Genomic DNA, 22,266 nt, shown 5'->3' with positions numbered 1-22,266 from the left:
AATGTGGGCTTAGTTTCCGCTTGCGTGAAACGGAAACAGTTCGTTTATCGTGAGCTTGCGTGGCAATATGCCCTGCACGTGTAGTTCTTCAGCAAAATCGTCGATCATTGCCTCATTGGCTGTCAGTCCGCTTTCGCTCCAGTTTTCGGGCAGATCGCGGGCGACCTTGAGCAATTCGTCGATCATCCACGGCGTTGTATCCCCGTATTTGCGCCGCTTCGCCGTCCAGACGCGCTGGCTTTCATCCAGAAGCGCACTCAATTCGTCTGCTACCCATGGATTATCGCTCAGGACCTTTGGCTTGATACCAATCAGATGCATGCCAGGGACATAGCCGACCTGATCGAAATAGGTGCGTTCAGCACCACGGAAATCGTCGAGCAACTGACGAAAACCGGGTTCCTTGCCGAAAAATCCGTCAGGCATGAATGGCGTGAAAACCGCATCAAGAAAGCCATCACGAAGCATTTCCATCATCGGTTTTTCTCCCGGCATGGCTTCGATGTGGCCAGGACGTCCGAAGCCATCAAGGCGATCGGTAATGGGGTGGGCCCCGGTGAGACGTCCCGCATACCAACGGGCATCGTCAACTCCCACCCCTTCAAGCCGCAGCGCGGCACGCGTCCAGATATTGCCGGAATCACGCCATCCCGTGACACCAATTTTCTTACCCGACAAATCCGCGAAATTACGAACGTGGCAGTCGCGACGGGTGATGACACACCGATGGCGGAAGCCTCGCATAATGAAGTTCGGAATGCCGACGATGCGGTCATCGCCCTCAAAGCGCATTGACGCATAACGGCTAAAGGACATTTCAGCCGCGTCATGAGCTTCATCAAGGCCAGGATGTGATACGAGCGTGCCAACACGATCAAGAATGACATTTATCCTTGATGAGCGCACGTCGCCAAGCGCCAACGGCGTCAGATAGTCCCAGTCCCTTACAGCCAGCCTCAGCGTGATCGACATTTTCCGTCCTTCAGAATTTTCATTATGGGGACGACATTAAATGTTCAGTTTTTGCTGATCAAATGCTATTACGTTACTGAACATTAAACGAAATGAGATTCATGCCGCAGAATTTCACGCCAGACTGGTTTTCCCAGAAGTTGAAGAACAGGACGACGCGCGGAATAGCGCGCGACACTGCAGATATTATTCGTAAAGGTATTCTCCCGGTCGGAACCAAATTGCCCCCCGTGCGAGATCTCGCCTATACGCTCGGAATCAGCCCGGCGACGATCTCCGAAGCATGGAGCGAATTGCGCAAGCAGAAGATCATTACCGGACGCGGGCGAAATGGAACGTGGGTCAGTGGTGACAGTTTTGTGGCGAGACCGGAACGTCTGGCCAGCTTCGGCGACTACGGTCCTGATGTTCTGGACCTCTCCAAGGCCGTTCCCGACCCGAAGCTTTTGCCTTCCCTTGATGGCGCGCTGCTACATGGCGCGCGTGCGGAGAACCTGAACAGTTACGACAGGACACTTATTCTGCCGGAACTGGAGGCAGCTGCACGCCTCACCTGGCCTTATGAGCCGGAAGCCTTTCTGGCCACAAATGGCGGATACAATGCCGTCTACACAATTTTGCACGCGCTTTTGCCGCCTGACGCGCCGGTCGCGATCGAAGATCCGACTGCAATGCGCCTTCTCGATATTCTCGAGGATCTGGGCGTTCCGATCATTTCAGTTGCCTGTGATCGCGATGGGCCCTTGCCAGATTCTCTTGCCGCCGCCCTGGAGCGCAAACCATCAGCTTTCCTGTTCCAGCCGCGAACGCATTCGGTCACGAGTTGCTGCGTTACCCGTGAGCGCATGGCAATTCTGGGCGACATCCTTGAAACGAGTGACGCACTCATTATCGAAGATGATGGCGTCGGAGATATAGCGTTCAGGTCGCCGCAGACCCTTGGTACCCGCTTTCCCGGGCGTGTCATCCATATCCTGTCTTACTCCAAGTCACTCGGACCGGACCTGCGCCTTGCTGTACTTTCCAGCTCGAGGGCGATCGTTGAGCAGATACAGGGATATCGCAGTTTCAGCGCGGGATGGACCAGTCGTATTCTACAGGCAGCCGTCGCATGGTTGCTGACCGACGAGAAAACACAGTCGGGATTAAATCAAACAAAACAGATCTATCAGGATCGAGCACGAAAGTTCTCCGACGCATTGGCCACACGCGGTATCACAATGCCGGGTGGTGACGGGTTGTGTTGTTTCGTTCCGGTAACGTCCGAACCCTATGCCATGGTGACGCTGGCCGCGCGACATATCGCAGTGGCGCCAGGTGCCAAATTTTCAATCAATCCGACCAGCTCTGTTCGCATCGCTACGAGCATACTCGATATGAGCAAGGTAGAAGAGGTTGCAGATGCCGTGTGTGTCGCCGCAGATCCGCACTAATACCGTGCTTCCGGTGAGATTAGTGTCGGGATGATCACCTCAGAATGCCAACGCTAGCATTAAACCTCATCGGAACCAGAACGGCTAATATGAAGTTTCAACAATGCAGCCGCAAATTCGAATTCCCTGTTCTCGATGGCTTCCAGTATACCAAGATGATCTTTGCAAGCCTTTCGGATGCGATCTTCACCCAATCGATCGAAATCGGAATATTCTGTCATGCGCCTTAAGCGATTTTGCCAGCGTACGGATTGCGTGAAAAAGCGGTTATTTCCCCATGAAACAATGGTTTCGTGAAAATTCGCATTGGCATTGAACCACAGATCTCTCGTGAGCTTTTCGAGCGGCAGAACAAGTATGTCCCGTTGCTCCCGCTTCAATGCCGCCAGTTGATGGAGATCAGGGGTATAATCCGTTTGCGCAAGCGCTCCGCATTCAATCACAAGGCGAAAGGCGTAGCTTTCGTTCACGGCGCGCTCATTGTCGAGTGTCTCGGCAAAGCGCCAGCCATGCCCGGGAAGTCGTTCCGCAAGTCCTTCCGTCGCAAACCGCATAAGCACTCGCCGTATGGCACCGCGCGTTGCTCCAAGCTGATCCGCGAGTTCCGCCTCCGACACTTCATCCTCAATCGCGCCTGAAGCGCGAGAGCTCATGAGCCGGCGATACAGCTCTTCTGCTTCGGCAGGAGGAATAAGCTTGTCGTTGAGCTCGTCTGCTTCGGGAAGTCGATGCAATTGATACCCGCGATTTGGTGTCTGGCTGACAATACCCTGCAATACAAGAAGATTGAGAACCTGACGAACGGGGGAGCGAGACACCCTAAGCTCTTTTGCAATCGCAGCATCCGACAGTCTGTCACCAATATTCCAGCGCGCAGCAGATATAAGGGAGACCATCTTATGCGCAACTTCTGCCTGAAGGCTGCTCAGATTGGGTGCGTGTTCCGTTGATCTCCTACTGTTCATAGTCACGTGTGCCGCCTTTTGAATGTGCGTCTCCCATCAACCGCAAACCTGGAGAATTGGCGAAATTTCGCAATAGATCTTTTCTTTCCCATGGCGACGTTAACATCCGGGCCGGGTCACACCCTTGCCGGCAAAGTCACAATTGAATTGTTTCCTATTCTAATAAAAAACTATTGACTCCGCAATGGGGGAGTGAGAATTGTATTACGAGGATATAAAATACAAAATATGGATTGAGTATGCCAATAGCCCCGTTTCCATTCATCACAGTTTCGGGTGTACCCGAAGAGCGCGGACGCCAATACGGGGTTCTCGCCGGAGAGCGCATCCGGCGTAGCGCTGGTCTTTACTCTGGAACGCTCGACACTTTCGGGCTCTCGCCAGCGCGGAGGCAAAGTCTCATCGAGGAGTTTGCAGGCCGGATTGAAGAATTTGACGCCTCCTATGTCGAGGAAATGCGTGGTATCGCCAAAGGCGCAGATGTGCCGTTCGAACATATCGTTATGATCAATGCACGCACAGAAGTAGTTGCGATGGCGCGTGCGGAGACGGGTTCGGCCGATCCGGAAGAGCAGGATGATGGCTGTACTGGCGCTCTCATCATGCCCGCGAAAAGCGCATCGGGTAATCTCGTGCACGGCCAGAACTGGGACTGGCGTTCAGAATGTGCAGAAACCGGCATTGTGCTGCGTGTTCGCAATAACTGCGGTCCAGATTTCGTAACCTTTGTCGAGGCGGGAGGTTTGGCGCGCAGTGGCTTTAACGAAGCGGGCATCTCGATTACCGCAAACTACCTGGAATGCGAACGCGACTACAAGAAACTGGGCGTTCCGCTCGGTCTTGTGCGTCGCAAAGTGTTGGAGCAGGAGCATTTTGCCAAAGCCATCAAGGCTGTGGCCTCAACGCCAAAATCCTGCTCAAACAATATCATGATTGCGACCAGTGCAGGCTTCGGTATCGATTTTGAATGCGCTCCGGATGAATCCTTCCCGATCTTGCCGGAAAATGATCTCATCGTTCACGCCAATCACTGGGTCAACCCGATTGCGCTGACCAAGCTGCGCGACACTGGCATCCCGTTTGTACCCGAGAGCTTTTACCGTGACTGGCGCGTGCGGAAGTCTTTGGAAGCGCACGATGGGAAAATCGGTCGCAAGGAGATGAAAGAAGCGTTGTTTGACGACTTCCTGACGCCTTATGCAGTCTGCCGTCCACCGCGTCCCGGCAATCACGACAATATCACGGCTACAGTCGCCATGGTGGTGATGGAAGCTGCGCTTGGCATAATGGAAATCGCACCGCTGCCCGCCTTGAACCGCCAGTTTGCGACCTACTGTCTGCACGATTATACGCCGCTACCGTCTGACGCCGCGCCTCGCGCAAAATCCCTCTTTATTGAAGGCTAACGAAATGCTGCGCTTTGCGCTCTCCAGAATAGGCATGGCCATTCCAACATTGCTGATTGTGGCAGTGGCTGTGTTTGTGATTGTCCGGTTGATACCGGGCGATCCTGCAGCCCTGATGCTGGGCGATTCTGCGGATGCTGCGACGCTGGCCGCACTGCGCGAGCAGCTGGGCCTCAATCACAGTATCTTCACCCAGTTTCTGATCTGGGGCGGTAATGTTCTGCATGGCGATCTTGGTGTATCCATTGCCAACCAGCAACCGGTTCTGGCATTGGTTCTGGAGCGCTTTTCGGTAAGTGCGCGTATCGTCTTGTCGGCAGTGGTGCTTTCTACGTTCGTCGCTGTTCCGCTCGGAATGATCGCGGCGTGGAAGCAGAACAGTCTGACTGATCTCACGCTTGTGACCTGTGCAACCTTGCTGCTTTCGGTTCCGGCGTTCTGGATGGGCTTGTTGTTGTTGCTTGCATTTGGCCTCAAGCTCGGCTGGTTACCAATTGTGGGTTATGTCAGCTTCGGTGAGAACCCATGGAAAGCGTTTCTCTATCTGGTTTTGCCGGTCACCACACTATTTTTGCATGAGATCGGCGTCATCCTGCGTATGGCCCGCGCCTCGACGCTCGAAGTTTTGAACCTCGATTATATTACCCATGCACGCGCCAAGGGACTGTCTGAAGCAACGGTGATGTGGCGCCATGCTTTTCGCAACGCATTCGGCCCGACCTGGACATTATTGGGGCTGATCCTTGGCAATCTGCTTGGCGGTATCGCTGTTGTGGAAACGGTTTTTACAATTCCTGGACTTGGCAGGCTTCTCGTCGATGCGATCTTTGCCCGCGATTATCCCGTCATTCAGGGCTGTCTGCTGTTCACAGCCTGCGTTTATGTGCTGGTCAATCTGATCGTGGATCTTCTGTATCCGTTCTTCGACCCGAAGGTGACGGCGAAATGAAAAATCTCTCTCTCAACGCGCTGATTGGCGGAACCCTGACTGCAACGCTTCTCACGGTGGCGGTCGTGGGTTCCTTCTGGACGCCTTACAATCCACTGAGCCTCGACTTTGCTGCCCGTCTTGCTCCGCCAAATGCTGCACACTGGCTGGGCACAGATGAATTCGGACGTGACCAGCTGAGCCGACTGATGCAAGGCGCATCCGCCAGTGTTTCAATCAGCGTTTTCACGGTCTTCCTCGCAACGCTCGGCGGTGTGCTGATCGGGGCTATCAGTGGCTTTCTGCGAGGCTGGTTCGACCGGTTACTGATGATGGTCAATGATGCGCTGCTGGCATTCCCGGGGATATTGATGGCGCTCGGTTTGCTGGCTGTCTTTGGAGCTAACAAGAATGGCATCATCCTCGCGCTCGCTCTGGCCTATATGTCGTCGGTCATCCGGGTGGTTCGTGGTACGGTTTTGAGCCTGCGTGAACGAGAGTTCGTTGAGGCCTCCCGCGTCATGGGAAACTCGGAAATCTATACCATGGTGCGTCATATTCTGCCGAACTGTCTGGCGCCGGTTCTGGTCATGGCGACCTCAATGTGCGGTTGGGCAATTCTGGCAGAAAGCTCTCTCAGCTTTCTGGGCCTGGGTGTGCCGCCGCCAGCGCCGACGTGGGGTAACATGCTGGCCGGAAGCCGCAATTTCATTGAGCAGGCCGTCTGGCTTGGTATCTTCCCCGGTCTTGCAATCTCGCTGTCGCTGCTTGGCATAAATCTTCTTGGTGACGCGTTGCGCGACCGCCTCGACCCACGCATGAGGAAGCGCTCATGACTTCTGCACCCCTGCTTGAAATCGACGATGTCAGCCTGCGTGTCGGTGATAGTGCGCTGGAGATCGTAAAGCGCGCTTCCTTCTCCATACGCGCTGGCGAAATTCTCGGTATCGTTGGCGAATCCGGCTCCGGCAAAACCATGCTCGCGCGGGCGATTATGGGGCTGGTTCCGGCGTCCATCAAAACAGGCCATGGTTCGATCCGCTTCAAGGGACAGAACGTATCAACAATGTCGCCGACTGCGTTGCGCGGGCTTCGCGGCGATGGCATTGCCATGATCTTTCAGGAGCCGATGACCTCGCTTACACCGTCATTGACCATCGGGCGCCAGCTTGAAGAAGGCCTTGAACTGCATTTTCCAGCAGAGAAAATGCAACATGCCGCCTGGATCAGAGCCATGTTGTTGCGTGTCGGTATTGCCGATCCCGAACGGGCGATACAGGCATTTCCACATGAGTTCTCAGGCGGAATGCGTCAGCGCATCATGATCGCCTGTGCGATGCTGATGAAGCCTGATCTGCTGATCGCGGATGAGCCGACCACGGCGCTTGATGCGGTTATCCAGCGCGAAGTAATGGAGCTGCTGGTTGGTCTCACGCAGGAGCGTGGCACGACTGTCTTGCTGATCAGCCACGATCTTCCAATGATTGCGCGCTATTCCAGTCGTGTGGTTGTCATGCGCAATGGTGAAGTGGTTGAAACAGGTGATACCGCTGATGTGCTCGCAAAACCTCGCCATGACTACACACGCAAACTGCTCTCGACATTGCCGGTTCGTGGGCCTGCGCGCACAGTTCCAAAGGCTGATCCACTGATCAGCGTGCGCGATGTTGTTGTTGATTTTGAGGGCCGGGGAGGCTGGTTCAGGAAAGCTGGCGGCAAGCGAGCCCTGCATGGGGTTACGATTGAGGTTCTGCCGAACGAGGTTGTTGCCGTGGTTGGCGGCTCCGGTTCGGGCAAGACCACAGCTGCTCGTGTGATGGCCGGGCTGATCAGGCCGAACGAAGGTAAGCTGCTGTTCAAGGGGCAACCTGTTGAAAGACGTTCATCCCGTTATCAGGATTATCGATATCACACGCAGATGGTGTTTCAGGACCCTTATTCATCGCTCGACCCGCGTATGAAAGTAGGCGAGCTGGTCGGTGAGGCGCTGCGCTTCTCGAAAGAGCTTTCGTCCGGCCAGAAAGTGGACCGTGTTCGCGAAACACTGGAGGATGTCGGCCTGGGTGGAGATTATGCCAATCGCTATGCTCATGAAATGTCGGGTGGCCAGCGTCAACGCGTGGCGATTGCGCGTGCTCTCGTGCGCCGACCGGCATTTGTCATTGCCGATGAAGCAGTTTCGGCACTTGACGTGACTGTGCGGGCGCAGGTTCTCGACCTCTTCGCAAAGCTGCAGAAGAGCTATGGCTTTGGCTGCCTGTTCATTACCCACGATCTGGGTGTGGTCGAACAGATTGCCGATCGTGTGGTCGTCATGAACGACGGTCGCATTATCGAGCAAGGAACGCGCGATGAAATTTTTGACGCGCCGAAGAACGATTATACCCGCCGTCTTTTGTCAGCCATTCCGATGCTCGAACTGACGGGCGAGGGCGGTGTCAAACTCAAATGGCGCGGTGAGAATGCAAATACGAATTCCGGAGAGGAGGGCGGTCATGTCCATCACTGACGAGAATCCAGTCACCAGGCGGCAGGGCCATGGCAAAAAACTCAGCTTCTACGATTTCGGGGCAACCACGTTCTTTGCTAGCCAGTTCGATCAGCGTTTCAGCTACTGCCTCTTCGTCCCCGAAGACTATGATGAGGACGGCACCGAAACGCATGAACTGATCGTCATCGTGCACGGCACAGGACGGACAGCAGCACAATACCGGGATTACTTCGCAAATTTTGCGAGAGAGCGCCGCTGCATCGTGCTGGCACCGCTGTTCCCTGCAGGCATCGTCGTGCAGGAAGATCTTGCCAACTACAAACGCATCGAGTTCCACGGCATTCGCTTTGACCATATTCTGCTGTCGATGATCGACGAAGTGGCGGCCAAATATCGCCTTAAAAGCAGTCGTGCCATTATGTACGGCTTTTCGGGCGGCGGTCAGTTCTGCCAGCGCTTTTTCATGCTGCATCCTCACAGGCTCAAGGCTGTATCCATCGGGGCGCCAGGCGTCGTAACCCTGCTGGATCCCGATTATGACTGGTGGGTTGGTGTCCGCGATGTTGAAACGCGTTTTGGCTGCCACATTGATCTTGAAGCGATGAAGGCCGTTACAGTTCATACGGTGATCGGAGAGGAGGACACCGCGACCTGGGAGATAGCCATCCCACGTGGCAGCGCCTTCTGGATGGAGGGCGCGGATCTTCAGGGCGATTGCCGCATCGACCGCATTGAAGCTCTGGCAAAGTCTTTTGAAATGCAAGGCATCGCCGTTCGCAGGGACAGGGTGCCGGGTGTGGCTCACGAGCCATTCAAAGTGCTTGAGCCCGTCGAAGCATTTTTCGCGGATGTTCTGAGGTCACAAAGCTGACCATACCGCAAAATCAAAAACAAAAGGGGAAACCAAAATGACCTATCGAATTTCACCAGGCGCTGCATTTGGCATCGCGCTTCTTGGTCTCAGCGCCACATCCTTCCAGGCTCATGCCGCAGAAGACGGGATCTTGCGCGTCGCCATTCATTCCGATGTTGCGAGCATCAATCCGGGCGTCAATCGTGATGCCAACGCTGATATGGTTGTGGCGCATATTGCTGAAGGTCTGGTCGCTTATGGCGATGATCTCGCCGTCAAGCCAATGCTTGCGGAGAGCTGGACCGCAAATACCGATCATACAGTCTATGACTTCAAACTGCGCAAAGGCATCAAGTTCCAGAATGGCAAAGAGTTGACCGCCAGGGATGTAGTATGGAATTTCGAGCGCTATCTCAGGCCGGACACGGCGTTTCAATGCGTCAATCGTTACAATGGCAAGGTCGATTCCGAACTGAAGTCGGTCGAGGCTGTCGATGACAGCACGGTACGTTTCAGCTTTGCAGCACCGGCACCAAACTTCGTCATCACCATGGCTACGATCCAATGTACCCCATGGATATTGAGCCCGGATTCCGTTGATGCAGATGGCAAGTTTGTGAAGCCGATTGGCACCGGTCCCTATACTTTTTCCAAATGGGAGCGTGGTCGTTATCTGGACCTGATCCGTTTCGATCAATATGTGGCTCTGCCCGGCGATGCCGACGGACTGGTTGGCAACAAGAAGGGTCATGTAAAGACTATTCAGTTCATGACTGTTCCCGATTCAAGCACGCGCACCAATGGTCTGCTTTCCGGTGAAATTGACTTCATCGATGAAGTGGAGCCAACTGGCGTCAAGGATCTGGAAGCGAAGGGCATGAAGGTCAAAGTGCAGCAGACACCCGCATGGATGGTCCTTCAGATTCAGTCAGCATCCGATAAACTGAAAAATCCGCAGATGCGCCAGGCGATTGCTCACGCGATCGATCTTGACCAATTGGCTGTGGCGATTGGCGAAGGCATGTACAAACCGAACCCGTCAGTCATCGCACCAAACACCATCTATTCAGATAATCAGGCAGCCGCATGGCCTGCTTACGATCCAGCAAAAGCGCAGGAACTGCTGACCAGGGCTGGATACAAGGGCGAGCCGATCAGTCTTCTGGTTGCCAATCGCCAGAACCGTGTGCAGGTTGCCACAATCATTCAGGCATTCCTTGCGGCTTCCGGCATTAATGCGCAACTCGAAGTGCGTGACTGGGCGACCCAGCTCGATCAGTATCGCCGTGGAGCATATGAACTTGCAGTTTTCGCGTATTCAGCACGCCTTGATCCGTTGTTGTCTTTCCAGTCGATGATTGGAGACAAGAAGGCCGATGCTGCGCGCCAGTGGGATGATGCCAGGGCGGAAGATCTTCTCAAACAGGTTTCAGCTACCAGCGATGTCGAAGAACGCAAGAAGCTCTTCAACGAACTCAACAAGCTGATGGGCGAGGAAGTACCGATCCTCGGTCTGGTGAACCTCCCGTCAATCACCGCCATCGGCCCAAAAGTGAATGATTATCAAGGATGGGCTGGCGACACGCACCGTTTCTGGACGGTCAGCAAGACACAGTAGAACGATTCATTTTGTAAGCTTGGCATTGGGATAACCCATGACGTCTATATCCTTTGACTACACCCGGACTGACGCGGTCGGTCTGGGAGAGGCCATTCGTGAAAAAATTCTGTCGCCGCGTGAGGCTGTCCAGGAAGCATTTGCAGCGATTGATCGGTGCAATCCTGAACTGAATGCGGTTATTCATGAGATGCGCGATCAAGCGGAGGAACAACTCCAGACGCTGCCAGAGGGTCCGCTGAGCGGTGTTCCTGTTTTGCTGAAGGATGACTGTCCTTCCTATGCCAGTGCGGCCATGTCCTTCGGATGCCGTGCGGCATATGGCAGTATCTCAAAGCGCGATCATGAACTCGTCAAACGGTACAAGTCCGCGGGGCTTGTGGTGGTGGGCAAGACCAACCTGCCTGAGTTTTCCTGCAATATCGCGACGGAATCCTCGCTGCATGGTGCGGCTCTCAACCCTTGGGATGTGACGCGCAGCATCGGTGGTTCTTCTGGCGGTGCAGCGGCAGCCGTCGCTGCACGTATGGTGCCTGTGGCTTATGGCAATGACGGTGCAGGCTCAATCCGCATTCCAGCATCTTGTGGAGGGCTTTTCGGGCTGCGTCCGTCGCGCGGGCGTGTCCCGTGCGGTCCGGTCTCGACAGAAAACTGGGGCGGAATGGTTAGCCATCATGTATTGACCCGTTCGGTTCGCGATTCCGCGATTATGCTTGATCTGACAGATGCGCTTGAACCGGGTTCGCTTTATGCAGCTCCCGCAAAGACGGACCTTTTCGTCAACAGTGTCAGAACGGCACCGCGGAAGCTTCGTATCGGCGTCTGGAAGCGGTCTGATCTTCACAATGATCTGGATGAGCAGACAGTGATGGCACTTGAGGCGACGATTGCACTATGCGAACGGCTGGGACATAGCGTTGTTTCGGTGAAGCCTGATTTTGACGGTGTTGAGCTGGCGGATGCCGTGCAAAAACTGATTGCCGTTTACACGGCAATTGAAGTGGCTGATGTTGCCGCGACAATGGCAAAACCTGCCAATGATCTCTATTTTGAGCCTTCAAATCTGGGGCTGGCCGCCTACGGCGATGGTTTGGCCGCGACGGAGGTTATTCAGGCCCGGTTGACGGCCAACAGCACGGCGCGCAGTTTTGGTCGTCTTTTTGAAGAATGCGATGTGGTGCTATGCCCGGTTATGCCGGTTGGATCATTTTCACTCGGATTGCTCGATGTGCGTTCGCCCGACTGGAAGAGCTTTGCCCGGCAGTTTCTGGCTCTGACCGCTTTCACCCATCCGGTCAACGCTGCCGGCTTGCCTGCGATGAGCGTTCCACTTCACGAAACGTCTGATGGCTTCCCGATTGGTAGCCAGTTCATTGGCCCCTATGGGGCCGAGAATCTGCTGTTCGAACTCGCAGGCCAGCTGGAAGCCAAATGCCCATGGTCTGATCGCTTGCCCCCGATACATTCCTGAATCCACGAGATGTCCTATGCTCTATACAAAACCTTATTTCCAACCGTCCGACATGACAGAAGTCTTTGATCTGGTTGACAGGACGGTGCTCGGTACCCTGCTCACCAGCCATGAGGGTGGCATTGCAATCTCTCATCCTGTCTTCATGATCGATCGAACACGAGGCACGAACGGCACGCTGGTCTCGCACGTGGCTTCAGCTAACAATCACGCCGATTTTCTCAGGCGCGGCTTGCCATCGATCGCAATTCTGATGGATGCTGGTCATTATGTGTCTTCATCCTGGTATCCGGGCTATCCACACAGAGACAGCGCGCCGACCTGGAGCTTCATGGTGGCTCATATCCACGGTGTTCCGAATATACTGTCGGAAGCAGCGACGGCGAAACACCTCCATGAACTCGTCAAGCATATGGAAAAGGAACGTGACAAGCCATGGCAGATGAAAGAACTCGGCCCCGGCGGCCTGGAGCGGCGCCTGCCCAACATTGTCGGTTACGAAATGCCGGTTGAAAACATGGAGATCAAGTTCAAACTCGGTCAGGATGAGAGATCGACAGACATGAAAGCAGCTATCAGTAAGCTTAGGGACGAAGGACGGTACGAGCTGGCCGAAATGATGGCACGCCATTGCAAGATCTAGCCTAAAAACGTACGGAGCATCCGGTTGCCTGCTGGATGCCATCCCCTGCTGCTTCGTCGCGATCTGCTGCAGGGAACATTTGCCAGATGCCTGCGAGCCGCACGCTCATACAGCACAGAGTACAAGCTTTGCCTGAAGCCAGAAGTACTGTTTCTGACGAAGATTTGTGATGTGCCCCAGACCTGGCCTTTGCTCATAGCCTCAATTTTTGTAATGCGCGGTCGGATCATGGAGCTCCTGGACCCGGTCATAATGCTTCCGGGAGCAATGTCATTTCTGCCTGCTACAAAGGTGGTAAATGGAATGCCTTCTCCGAAAAGCATGTTTTCGGAGAAGGCAACGGCCTCTTCCATGAGTTTCTTGAAATCAAAGCCGATCAGGTTATCCATCAGCACTGCTCTTGAAGCTTTGCACTGTCGGCAAGCTTCAGCCAGATGACGCCACTAATTATGACTGCAAGCCAGAAGGCCTGGATCAGGGTGAGGGACTGGTTGAGCAGGATACTGCCAAAAAGGGCCGCGCCAACAGAACCGATGCCAGCCCACACGGCATAACCGATCCCCACATCTATCGTTCGTAAGGCAACGCTGAGAAAATATAGCGTCAACAGGAAGAACAGGAGCGCTGCTATCGACCAGCCCATGATGGTAAATGCCTGACTGCCACCAACGCTCAGCGCGTATCCAATCTCGAAAGCTCCGGCGAGAAGCAAGCTTATCCATGCCCGGGCGCTACCGGTATTTTTCTGGTCTGTCATTGTCATTAGATAATCCTTTCAGGATGAATGGATCGAGGAAAAGCGATCAGTGGAACTTCACGCCGCGCCGCTCAGGCGAAGGCCAACGACACCCCCAACTACGAGGAGAATGCCGAGAGATTTTTTCCAGTTGAGAGTTTGGCCGAAGAACAATACTCCCAGAACAACGATTCCGACGCCAGCAGCCGATGTCCAGATGGCGTAGCCGACACCGACGTCAAAGGTCAGGAGCGCGAGGCTCAGAAAGAACGTTGCGACGGCACCACTGACAAGTGTCATCGCAGTCCATCCAGGGTCAGTGAAACCCTTTGCCTTGCCCGCACTCATTGCAACCGTGATCTCCAGGATCACGGCAATTCCAAGATATAGCCAACTCATCAGTTTTACCTTTCATGGTTTTTCCAGAGACAGGCGTTTGCCTGTTGGGTGACCGCTCTGGTCCGCTTTCGGGTTAACGCCACTGGACATTGCGTGCCTCCGAAGGTGTAGATGCCTGTTGACAGTTGAAGTATCAGCTGTGGGAAGATCTGGCGAAAGCGTATATCTCAGGGGCTGGATGAATTAGATTCATCATAGCCAATCTGAACGTACGGAGGGTGTGCACTTGCGAAAGCTTCCGCCACTTCACAGCTTGCGGGCTTTTGAAGCCGCTGCCCGTCATCTGCATTTCACGCGTGCGGCTGAAGAACTACATCTAACTCCGACGGCGATCAGTCATCAGATAAGACAATTGGAAGAAATACTCGGGGTGGAGCTGTTTCAGCGTTACCCGCGTCCGATCAGACTTTCGCCGGCAGGAGAAAAATTGTTTCCGGCGCTTCGCGATTCACTCGACCAGATCGCAGCTGCTCTGGATCAGCTATTCGAAGACCACGACCGGCCGCTGAATATTTCAGTCACCATGGCCTTTGCCAGCCGGTGGCTTATGCGGCGACTTCCGCAAATACGCGAGCAGATCGGGTTCGGCGTTGCCGTTGAAGCAGATGATGATGTAGCGGATCTGCACGCCTCACATATCGATATGGCTGTCCGATACGCAGAACAACCGGGAGCGGACGGCGAATGGCATCGGCTTTTTCAGGACCGGATCGTGCCGGTATGTGCCCCTTCGCTGCTGGCAGACCAGAAAATGCTCTCTCCGGACCGGATACTCACATTGCCTTTAATGCACTACCGCTGGAAATCCGCATCGGCCAATGCTCCAAACTGGGAACGATGGCAATCTCTTGCACAAGTGGATGGTAACCGACCGCACATCGCCCAGATATTTTCGGAGGAAGTCCACGCGCTCGAAGCTGCTGTAGCGGGTCAGGGAGCGGTGCTCGCCTCTGAGCTTCTTGTTGCTGATCAACTAGATGCAGGTACGCTGGTTTTGCTATCCGATATATCCTTGCCCGGTCCAACCTATTGGGCGGTATTTCTGACCAGCCATCCAGCGAAAGAACGATTGCAGAAGTTGCTCGACTGGTTACGAACCCAGGAATTGAACTGTTGTCATCCCAATGCGTCTGAAGATTGATGGCATCCCGAAATCCGGCCTCATGAACATAAGGGGCGCCTTGTTGACGGTGGCGACAGCGTAGGAAAAAGCAGTCCCCCATCCTCAGACCGGCGGGATGACGGTCTCCGCCGATCTGGTCGAAGGCACTTTCAGCCGAGTGATATCCGCCTGATCGAAGAACAACTCCTCATCACACCTGACAGAGCGGAAACGAATCTTGCGCGGGATTACACGACGGCGATAACTCAAATAAACTTGCCGAGCTTTTCCGCTGCTTGTCGAAGCTCATCAAGATGAGTAAGCCCCTGTTCCAGAGATAACCGTTGGGTGGGCGCGTGGAACGACAGGGTCGCGCAAAAATTTCCCCGCGCATCCATGACCGGTACCGCAACCGCAATCATGCCATCAACAAGCTCTTCCTGATCTGTTGCGAACTCACGCGCCCTGACACGCTCTATTTCCTCTCGAAGCATCGTTGCGTCGATAATGGTTTTGTTGGTAAAGGACTGCTTGTCTCCAGTAAGGAGATAACGTTCGAACGCTTCCTCTGAAAGCAGGCTGAGTGTGATTTTTCCGGCCGCAGTGGCATGGAGCGGCACACGGGAACCGATATGAAGAGCTATACGTAGCGGCCACTGCGTTTCCACGCGATCAACATAAATCATCGCATCATTGTCGGGAACCGCCAGATTGCATGTTTCGCCGATCTGTTGATTGAGCCAAATCAGAACGTTTCTGCTCGGAAGGCTGCTCAGCGAAGCATGCATGGCACCGATTGCCATCTCGCGAAACCGAGCACCGGGCAAATAACTCTTCCCATCAATATTCCTGGCGATAAATCCCTGCTCTTCCAGATAGGCCAGCAAACGGTGCACGGTCGGCTTGGGAAGCTTGAGTTCTTCAATAATTTCTACGGGTGTCATTGCGCGTCTTTGACGGCCCAGCAACTCAAGAATCTGCAGGTTTCTTATACTTGGGCTGGCAATCAGATTATTGGGATCATTCTTCATGAAAACACTACGTCACAGTGGGGCTTCCTAGTGGTTTAACCCAGCCGGAAGACGTAACCAAGTGAATTTATATCCGGCAAATTCAACAGGTTGATATTTTTTGAGACATAACGTCTCAAAAAATGATTGACTCTCATACGTTTTGAACGAAGGCTAAAGGCGTCGCGATCCGCAGGAGGAGTGTGGATCGGACCATAACCGTCAAAACGCAGGAGGGCGTCATGTCGGATACAACAATGGATGCTGTGAGGAGCAGCAGCCAGACGAATGATGTTAGGAAAGTCGTCATTGCCAGCCTGATCGGCTCGACCGTCGAGTGGTACGATTTTTTTCTATATGGCGTGGTGGCAGGCATCGTCTTCAACCACCTTTACTTCCCATCGGATAACGAAACAGTTTCCATCATGCTGGCCTACGCGACCTTTGCGGTAGGATTTGTCGCTCGACCGTTGGGCGGGCTTGTCTTCGGGCATTTCGGCGACCGTATCGGTCGGAAGGCAATGCTGATCATCAGCTTGCTGATGATGGGTGGCGCTACTGTCGCCATCGGGCTCTTGCCCGGGTATCAATCTATCGGTCTGATGGCGCCCGTGGCTCTTTTGTTCCTTCGTATACTTCAAGGTATCGGTATCGGGGGCGAATGGGGCGGTGCGGTGCTGATGGCTTACGAATATGCGCCGAAGGACAAGCGTGGCTTCTACGCTTCCCTGCCACAGATCGGCCTGTCTCTTGGCTTGTTCCTGTCGTCAGGCGTCATGGCGCTTCTGTCGCTTCTGCCGGATGAGCAGTTCATGGCATGGGGCTGGCGTGCAGCCTTTATCGGATCGATCGTCCTGGTCTTTCTGGGTACGTGGATTCGCTCGAACATCCATGAAAGCCCGGAATTCGAAAAGGCCAAGGCGGCGTCTCGCGGTCGAGACCAGGGGATCCCCTTTACGACAATGATCAAACGTTACCCGGGTAATGTCATTCTCGGCATGGGTGCCCGTTATATAGATGGCGTGTTCTTCAACATCTTTGCCGTTTTCTCGATCCTGTATCTGACCCGTTTTGCAGGGCTTGATCGTACGGCTGCGTTGTGGACGGTCTGCGCCGCCGCTGTGGTTATGATCGTATTCATTCCGCTGTTCGGGCGCCTGTCGGACCGGATCGGACGACCTGTCACCTACGCATGGGGATCTCTCCTGCTGGGTTTGAGCGTATTTCCCGCTTTCTGGCTCATGTCGACAGGCGAGCCGGTACTGATCGTTCTGGGTATCGTACTGCCTTTCGGTATCATATATCCGATGTGTTACGGGCCAGAAGCCGCCCTGTTTGCAGATCTGTTCGATCCGACCGTCAGATATACCGGCATATCCTTCGTCTATCAGTTTTCAGGCATCATTGCGTCCGGTCTGACACCAATGATCGCCACCTATCTGATGTCCATCAATAACAACGATCCTTTCTGGGTATGTGTCTACGTAGTGTTTGCCGCTGCGGTGTCGTTGGCTTCCGCTGTTGCAATCGAGCGCAGGCGAAAACGGATCTAGTGGTCTGAACCTGACGTTTGCACCTTTGGTATATTCGCGCCGGGCAAATGTCAGAATCTACGATCAATTGGATTTTTCGGATTTGACGTTTGAAACAAGCTCCATTTCGGACGGGTATCAAACGTCAAATTCAAACCACTGGCAGAACACACGGGTTGAGGCAGGTGCAAGACAGGGAATCCGTTTCCGTCCGCGATACGGATCCTGTCAGGAGGAAGTTCTTTATGAATGAAATAGCAGATTACATCATAGTTGGCGCTGGTTCGGCGGGTTGTATTGCGGCCAACAGGATCAGCACAGACCCTTCGGTCACTGTTCACCTGCTGGAAGCCGGTCATAAGGATAGCAATCCGTGGATCCATGTTCCGGTTGGCTATTTTCGCACAATGCACAACCCCGACTATGACTGGTGTTATCAGACAGAGCCCGATTCAGGTTTGAACGGACGCAGCCTGAACTGGCCACGTGGCAAAGTGCTCGGCGGCTCATCGTCGCTCAACGGTCTTCTTTATGTGCGCGGGCAGAAAGAAGACTATGATCGCTGGGCGCAGTTTGGCAATTCCGGCTGGTCCTGGCAGGATGTGGGCTCCATTTTCGAGAGCTTCGAAACATTCCATCGTCCGGCGACCGCAGACCGCGGGACCGCGGGTGAATTGCAAGTATCGGATCCACGCCTGAAGCGGGCAATCTGCGAAAAGTGGATCGAGGCAGCCCGTGCGAATGGCTACGATTACAACCCGGACTATAACGGGGCAACACAGGAGGGCGTGGGGCATTTTCAATTGACTATGCACAAAGGACGCAGATGCTCGTCTGCAGCCGCATTCTTGCGCCCGGTTCGTCACCGACAGAATCTGAATGTTGAAACCGATGCCCATATCATGCGTGTCGTCATCCAGAATGGTCGGGCGACTGGCGTGGAATATCAGCGCCCGGACGGCACACGTCGTACGATCCAAGCCAGGCATGAGGTAATCTTGTGCGCAGGAGCAATCGGCTCGCCACAGATACTCATGCTGTCAGGCATCGGTCCGGCTGAAGAACTGGCCGCTCACGGCATTTCTGTGCATTGTGACGCGCCGGAAGTGGGCCAGAACCTGCAAGATCATTTACAGGCCCGACTGGTCTTCAAATGCAACGAACCGACACTGAACGATGAAGTTCGCAGTCTCTTCAGGAAGGCCGCCATAGGTCTCGAATATGCGTTGTTCCGAACCGGCCCCATGACGATGGCCGCCAGCCTGGTCTTCGGTTTCGTCAAGACGCGACCGGAGCTCGCCACGCCAGATATTCAGTTTCACATCCAGCCATGGTCGGCAGATAGCCCTGGCGAAGGTGTGCATCCCTTCTCCGCTTTCACCCAATCGGTGTGCCAGTTACGACCGGAAAGTCGTGGAACGATCACTTTGCGTTCCGGTAATCCGTTCGACCATCCAGTCATTCAACCCAACTACCTGGCGACAAGAAATGACCAGCAGACATTGGTTGAGGGAATACGCATTGCACGCCGCATCGCCCGGACTGAACCTCTCCAGTCTGCAATTTCGCAGGAGTTCAGACCGGCAGCCGATCTCGATGGCGATGACGAATTGCTCGATTGGGCGCGAAACAATTCCACCACGATCTACCATCCGACCGGCACCTGCCGGATGGGCATCGATGAACGCGCCGTTGTGGACAATCGACTGCGTGTGCGCGGCATTGAAGGTTTGCGCGTCGCGGACTGCTCGATCATGCCGGAAATCGTCTCCGGGAACACAAATGCACCGGCGATGATGATCGGCGCAAAGCTCGCCCAGATGGTCCTTGAAGACAGGAAAAACGCGCTAACGGCCCAAAACGCCACCGCGCCAACCTATGAGAAAGTAGCTTAGGAGAATTCACTGCCATGAAAATGACGACGGAAGAAGCATTTGTTAAGGTTTTGCAGATGCATGGGATAGAACATGCATTCGGGATCATCGGCTCCGCGATGATGCCGGTATCGGATTTGTTTCCGAAGGCGGGCATTACCTTCTGGGATTGCGCCCATGAGACGAATGCGGCGCTGATCTGCGACGGTTATACCCGCGTGACGGGCAAGATGGGTATGGCGATTGCTCAGAACGGGCCCGGCGTAACCGGCTTCGTGACTGCCATCAAGACTGCTTACTGGAACCACACGCCGATGCTGCTTGTCTCTCCACAGGCTGCCAACAAGACCATCGGTCAGGGCGGTTTTCAGGAAGTTGACCAGATGTCGCTGTTCGAAGAGATGGTCTGCTATCAGGAAGAAGTGCGCGATGCGACCCGCATTCCCGAAGTGCTGAACCGCGTGATCGAGAAGGCATGGCGCGGCTGTGCACCGGCACAGATCAACGTTCCCCGTGACTTCTGGACTCAGGTCATCGACGTCGACCTGCCACAGATCGTCCGGCTGGAACGCCCGAGCGGCGGACGCGATGCCATTGCCGAGGCTGCAAAGCTTCTCACCAATGCGAAATTCCCGGTCATCCTTAACGGGGCCGGTGTCGTTATCGGCGGTGCGATCCCTGAATCCATCGCGCTTGCCGAAAGGCTCGATGCGCCGGTCTGCTGCGGCTATCAGCATAATGATGCCTTTCCCGGTACCCATCCACTGTCCGCCGGTCCACTCGGCTACAATGGCTCCAAGGCCGCGATGGAGCTGATCTCCAGGGCCGATGTGGTCCTGGCGCTCGGTACCCGTCTCAATCCGTTCTCGACCCTGCCCGGCTATGGCATCGATTATTGGCCGAAGGATGCAAAGATCATTCAGGTCGACATCAATCCTGATCGTATCGGCCTCACCAAGAAGATATCGGTCGGCATTTGCGGCGATGCCAGGCAGGTTGCGCAGCAGATTCTCGACCAGATGGGAGCCAATGCGGGCAATGCCGGTCGCGACGAGCGCAAGCAGCTCATCCATCAGCGCAAATCCGCCTGGTTGCAGCAGCTTTCCTCGATGGATCATGAGGATGACGATCCGGGCACGCATTGGAATGCCGGTGCGCGCGAGCGCGAGAAGGACCGCATGTCGCCGCGGCAGGCATGGCGTGCCATACAGGCTGGAATGCCGAAGAACGCCATCATGTCCACCGACATCGGCAATAACTGCGCCATCGGGAACGCCTATCCAAGCTTCGAACACGGACGCAAATATCTGGCACCGGGCATGTTCGGCCCCTGCGGTTATGGCTTCCCGTCCATCGTCGGCGCCAAGATCGGCCAGCCTGACACGCCAGTGGTCGGCTTTGCAGGCGACGGCGCGTTCGGCATATCCATGAACGAGATGACCTCCATCGGTCGCAAGGGCTGGCCTGCGATCACCATGGTCATCTTCCGCAACTATCAGTGGGGTGCCGAAAAGCGCAACACGACACTGTGGTACGACAACAACTTCGTCGGCACCGAGCTCAATCCGAACCTGAGCTACGCCAAGGTGGCGGATGGCTGCGGCCTGAAAGGCGTGACCGTCGATAGCCAGCAGGCGCTGACCGAAGCCTTGCAGACGGCAATCGACGAGCAGGCCAAGGGGGTGACCACCTTCATCGAAGTCGTGCTCAATCAGGAACTGGGCGAACCATTCCGCCGTGATGCGATGAAGAAGCCCGTTGTCGTGGCCGGCATCGACAAGGCCGACATGTGCCAGCAAATGCCCGTCTGAACCAGTCCGTCAGTGATCAGGCCGGGAGCGCAACTCCCGGCCTTTTGAAGAGATTGCGCCATGCTGCCGTTGGAAAAGATTTTTGAGAAAGCCCGTTCGAGGCCACGTCACATCGTGCTGGCCGAGGGCGAAGATCCGCGTATCATCGATGCGGCGCTGCGTGCCGAACGTGAAGCCATTGCCCGCATTACGCTTCTGGGCTCCGAAAGCGTCATCAGCAGGCAGATTGACGGCTCAAAGATCGCGATCATAAATCCAGTAGTATCGGACAAAAGCGCGGATTATGCGCAAAAACTCTATCGGCTGCGTCAGGCCAAAGGCATGACGGAAGAGCAGGCTGAGGCAATCGTGAAGACGCCACTCGGCTTCGCCGCCATGATGGTACGCGAAGGCGATTCGGACGGGACGGTGGCTGGCGCAGTTGCAACGACTGCCGATGTGGTGCGTCATGCCCTGCAGATCATTGGTAAGGCCGAAGGCGCATCACTCGTCTCAAGCTTCTTCCTGATGCTGCTGTGCCAGTCTCATCATCAGAAGAAAGGCGCTTTCGTCTTTGCCGATTGCGGCCTCGTGGTGGAACCGGATTCCGCGCAACTTGCCGATATCGCCATACAGTCGGCCGATTCATATCGCCAGCTCACGGAAAAAGATGCGGCCGTTGCCATGTTGTCCTTCTCCACCGGCGGCAGTGCTGCGCATGAGCGCGTATCAAAGGTCGTTCAGGCAACCCGGACGGTGCGGGAGCGCAAGCCTGCTCTGTGCATCGATGGAGAATTACAGTTCGACACGGCATTCGTCGAGGCAATCAGCCATGCCAAATCGCCGGATTCACCGCTCAAGGGCAATGCCAACGTCTTTGTGTTCCCCAATCTCGAAGCCGCCAATATCGGCTACAAGATCGCCCAGCGTATTGGTGGGGCGCAGGCCATAGGCCCTGTGCTTCAGGGCCTCGCCAAACCCGCTAATGACCTCTCACGCGGGTGCAGCGCTGACGATGTCCTCCACATGATCGCTATAACCGT

The 22,266-nt window shown here is 54.9% G+C and carries 20 protein-coding genes; 14 read left to right on the top strand and 6 right to left on the bottom strand.

The annotated features are described in order from the left end of the window. Window positions 1-9: 9 nt before the first annotated feature. Window positions 10-972: a substrate-binding domain-containing protein gene (locus AAE521_RS24250; protein WP_342062776.1), complete on the bottom strand. Its 963-nt coding sequence runs from the start codon at window positions 970-972 to the stop codon at window positions 10-12. 101 nt (window positions 973-1,073) lie between these two features. On the opposite strand from AAE521_RS24250, the gene AAE521_RS24245 reads away from it, so the two are divergent. Beyond that, complete coding sequence (locus AAE521_RS24245) at window positions 1,074-2,405, top strand: aminotransferase-like domain-containing protein (RefSeq protein WP_342062775.1); 1,332 nt, start codon at window positions 1,074-1,076, stop codon at window positions 2,403-2,405. 59 nt (window positions 2,406-2,464) lie between these two features. Here AAE521_RS24245 and AAE521_RS24240 read toward each other — a convergent pair whose 3' ends face one another. After that, on the bottom strand, window positions 2,465-3,370 hold the full coding sequence (locus tag AAE521_RS24240; RefSeq protein WP_071634341.1) for a GntR family transcriptional regulator: 906 nt from the start codon (window positions 3,368-3,370) through the stop codon (window positions 2,465-2,467). Between the two features lie 239 nt (window positions 3,371-3,609). Between AAE521_RS24240 and AAE521_RS24235 the strand changes: the two genes are divergently transcribed. Genes AAE521_RS24235 through AAE521_RS24200 form a run of 8 tightly spaced genes read left to right on the top strand, consistent with a single transcriptional unit; the run spans window position 3,610 to window position 12,780 of the window. After that, a complete protein-coding gene (locus AAE521_RS24235; protein ID WP_342062774.1) occupies window positions 3,610-4,776 on the top strand; it encodes a C45 family autoproteolytic acyltransferase/hydrolase in 1,167 nt (388 codons plus the stop codon). A 4-nt stretch (window positions 4,777-4,780) separates the two neighbouring features. Next, the gene (locus AAE521_RS24230; RefSeq protein ID WP_071634343.1) at window positions 4,781-5,725 is read left to right on the top strand and encodes an ABC transporter permease; all 945 of its coding nucleotides are present in this window, start codon (window positions 4,781-4,783) and stop codon (window positions 5,723-5,725) included. After that, entirely contained in the window at window positions 5,722-6,540 is an 819-nt protein-coding gene (locus AAE521_RS24225; protein ID WP_342062773.1) for an ABC transporter permease, read from the top strand. The genes AAE521_RS24230 and AAE521_RS24225 overlap by 4 nt, the downstream gene beginning before the upstream one ends. Continuing rightward, a complete protein-coding gene (locus AAE521_RS24220) occupies window positions 6,537-8,213 on the top strand; it encodes a dipeptide ABC transporter ATP-binding protein (protein ID WP_071634347.1) in 1,677 nt (558 codons plus the stop codon). The genes AAE521_RS24225 and AAE521_RS24220 overlap by 4 nt, the downstream gene beginning before the upstream one ends. Then, window positions 8,200-9,066 carry a hydrolase gene (locus AAE521_RS24215; RefSeq protein ID WP_071634349.1) on the top strand — a complete coding sequence of 289 codons (867 nt, stop codon included), beginning with the start codon at window positions 8,200-8,202 and terminating at the stop codon, window positions 9,064-9,066. Before AAE521_RS24220 ends, AAE521_RS24215 begins: the two co-directional genes overlap by 14 nt. A gap of 37 nt (window positions 9,067-9,103) precedes the next feature. Next, complete coding sequence (locus AAE521_RS24210; RefSeq protein ID WP_071634351.1) at window positions 9,104-10,666, top strand: ABC transporter substrate-binding protein; 1,563 nt, start codon at window positions 9,104-9,106, stop codon at window positions 10,664-10,666. Between the two features lie 37 nt (window positions 10,667-10,703). Further along, window positions 10,704-12,137 (top strand): amidase, encoded by a 1,434-nt coding sequence (locus tag AAE521_RS24205; protein WP_071634353.1) that lies wholly within the window; start codon window positions 10,704-10,706, stop codon window positions 12,135-12,137. 16 nt (window positions 12,138-12,153) lie between these two features. Next, complete coding sequence (locus tag AAE521_RS24200) at window positions 12,154-12,780, top strand: FMN-binding negative transcriptional regulator (RefSeq protein ID WP_071634355.1); 627 nt, start codon at window positions 12,154-12,156, stop codon at window positions 12,778-12,780. Here AAE521_RS24200 and AAE521_RS24195 read toward each other — a convergent pair. From AAE521_RS24195 to AAE521_RS24185, 3 genes are read right to left on the bottom strand one after another with little or no spacing between them, the layout of a single operon-like run. Then, window positions 12,777-13,169 carry a hypothetical protein gene (locus AAE521_RS24195; protein ID WP_071634357.1) on the bottom strand — a complete coding sequence of 131 codons (393 nt, stop codon included), beginning with the start codon at window positions 13,167-13,169 and terminating at the stop codon, window positions 12,777-12,779. The two genes, AAE521_RS24200 and AAE521_RS24195, sit on opposite strands and share 4 nt — an antisense overlap. Then, on the bottom strand, window positions 13,169-13,543 hold the full coding sequence (locus tag AAE521_RS24190; RefSeq protein ID WP_071634359.1) for a DMT family transporter: 375 nt from the start codon (window positions 13,541-13,543) through the stop codon (window positions 13,169-13,171). The genes AAE521_RS24195 and AAE521_RS24190 overlap by 1 nt, the downstream gene beginning before the upstream one ends. Before the next feature lie 51 nt (window positions 13,544-13,594). After that, window positions 13,595-13,915, bottom strand: a complete 321-nt coding sequence (locus AAE521_RS24185) for a DMT family transporter (protein WP_342062772.1) — start codon at window positions 13,913-13,915, stop codon at window positions 13,595-13,597. 220 nt (window positions 13,916-14,135) lie between these two features. Between AAE521_RS24185 and AAE521_RS24180 the strand changes: the two genes are divergently transcribed. Further along, on the top strand, window positions 14,136-15,056 hold the full coding sequence (locus tag AAE521_RS24180; protein WP_235817749.1) for a LysR substrate-binding domain-containing protein: 921 nt from the start codon (window positions 14,136-14,138) through the stop codon (window positions 15,054-15,056). 227 nt (window positions 15,057-15,283) lie between these two features. Here AAE521_RS24180 and AAE521_RS24175 read toward each other — a convergent pair whose 3' ends face one another. Continuing rightward, complete coding sequence (locus AAE521_RS24175) at window positions 15,284-16,048, bottom strand: IclR family transcriptional regulator (protein ID WP_071634365.1); 765 nt, start codon at window positions 16,046-16,048, stop codon at window positions 15,284-15,286. A gap of 221 nt (window positions 16,049-16,269) precedes the next feature. Here AAE521_RS24175 and AAE521_RS24170 point away from each other — a divergent pair, with 221 nt between their 5' ends. From AAE521_RS24170 to pta, 4 genes are all read left to right on the top strand, one after another. Then, window positions 16,270-17,580, top strand: a complete 1,311-nt coding sequence (locus AAE521_RS24170; protein ID WP_342062771.1) for an MFS transporter — start codon at window positions 16,270-16,272, stop codon at window positions 17,578-17,580. Between the two features lie 224 nt (window positions 17,581-17,804). After that, the gene (locus tag AAE521_RS24165) at window positions 17,805-19,454 is read left to right on the top strand and encodes a GMC family oxidoreductase (protein ID WP_342062770.1); all 1,650 of its coding nucleotides are present in this window, start codon (window positions 17,805-17,807) and stop codon (window positions 19,452-19,454) included. Between the two features lie 14 nt (window positions 19,455-19,468). After that, entirely contained in the window at window positions 19,469-21,244 is a 1,776-nt protein-coding gene (gene xsc / locus AAE521_RS24160; RefSeq protein ID WP_342060206.1) for a sulfoacetaldehyde acetyltransferase, read from the top strand. Window positions 21,245-21,304: 60 nt separating this feature from the next. Then, a partial coding sequence (gene pta, locus AAE521_RS24155; RefSeq protein ID WP_342060205.1) for a phosphate acetyltransferase occupies window positions 21,305-22,266 on the top strand: 962 nt, incomplete at its 3' end.

The organism is Brucella cytisi (assembly GCF_038433355.1).
Classification (GTDB): domain Bacteria; phylum Pseudomonadota; class Alphaproteobacteria; order Rhizobiales; family Rhizobiaceae; genus Brucella; species Brucella cytisi.
The sequence above is the reverse complement of the archived record's forward strand: the minus strand, read 5'-3'. Positions and strand labels throughout refer to the sequence as shown.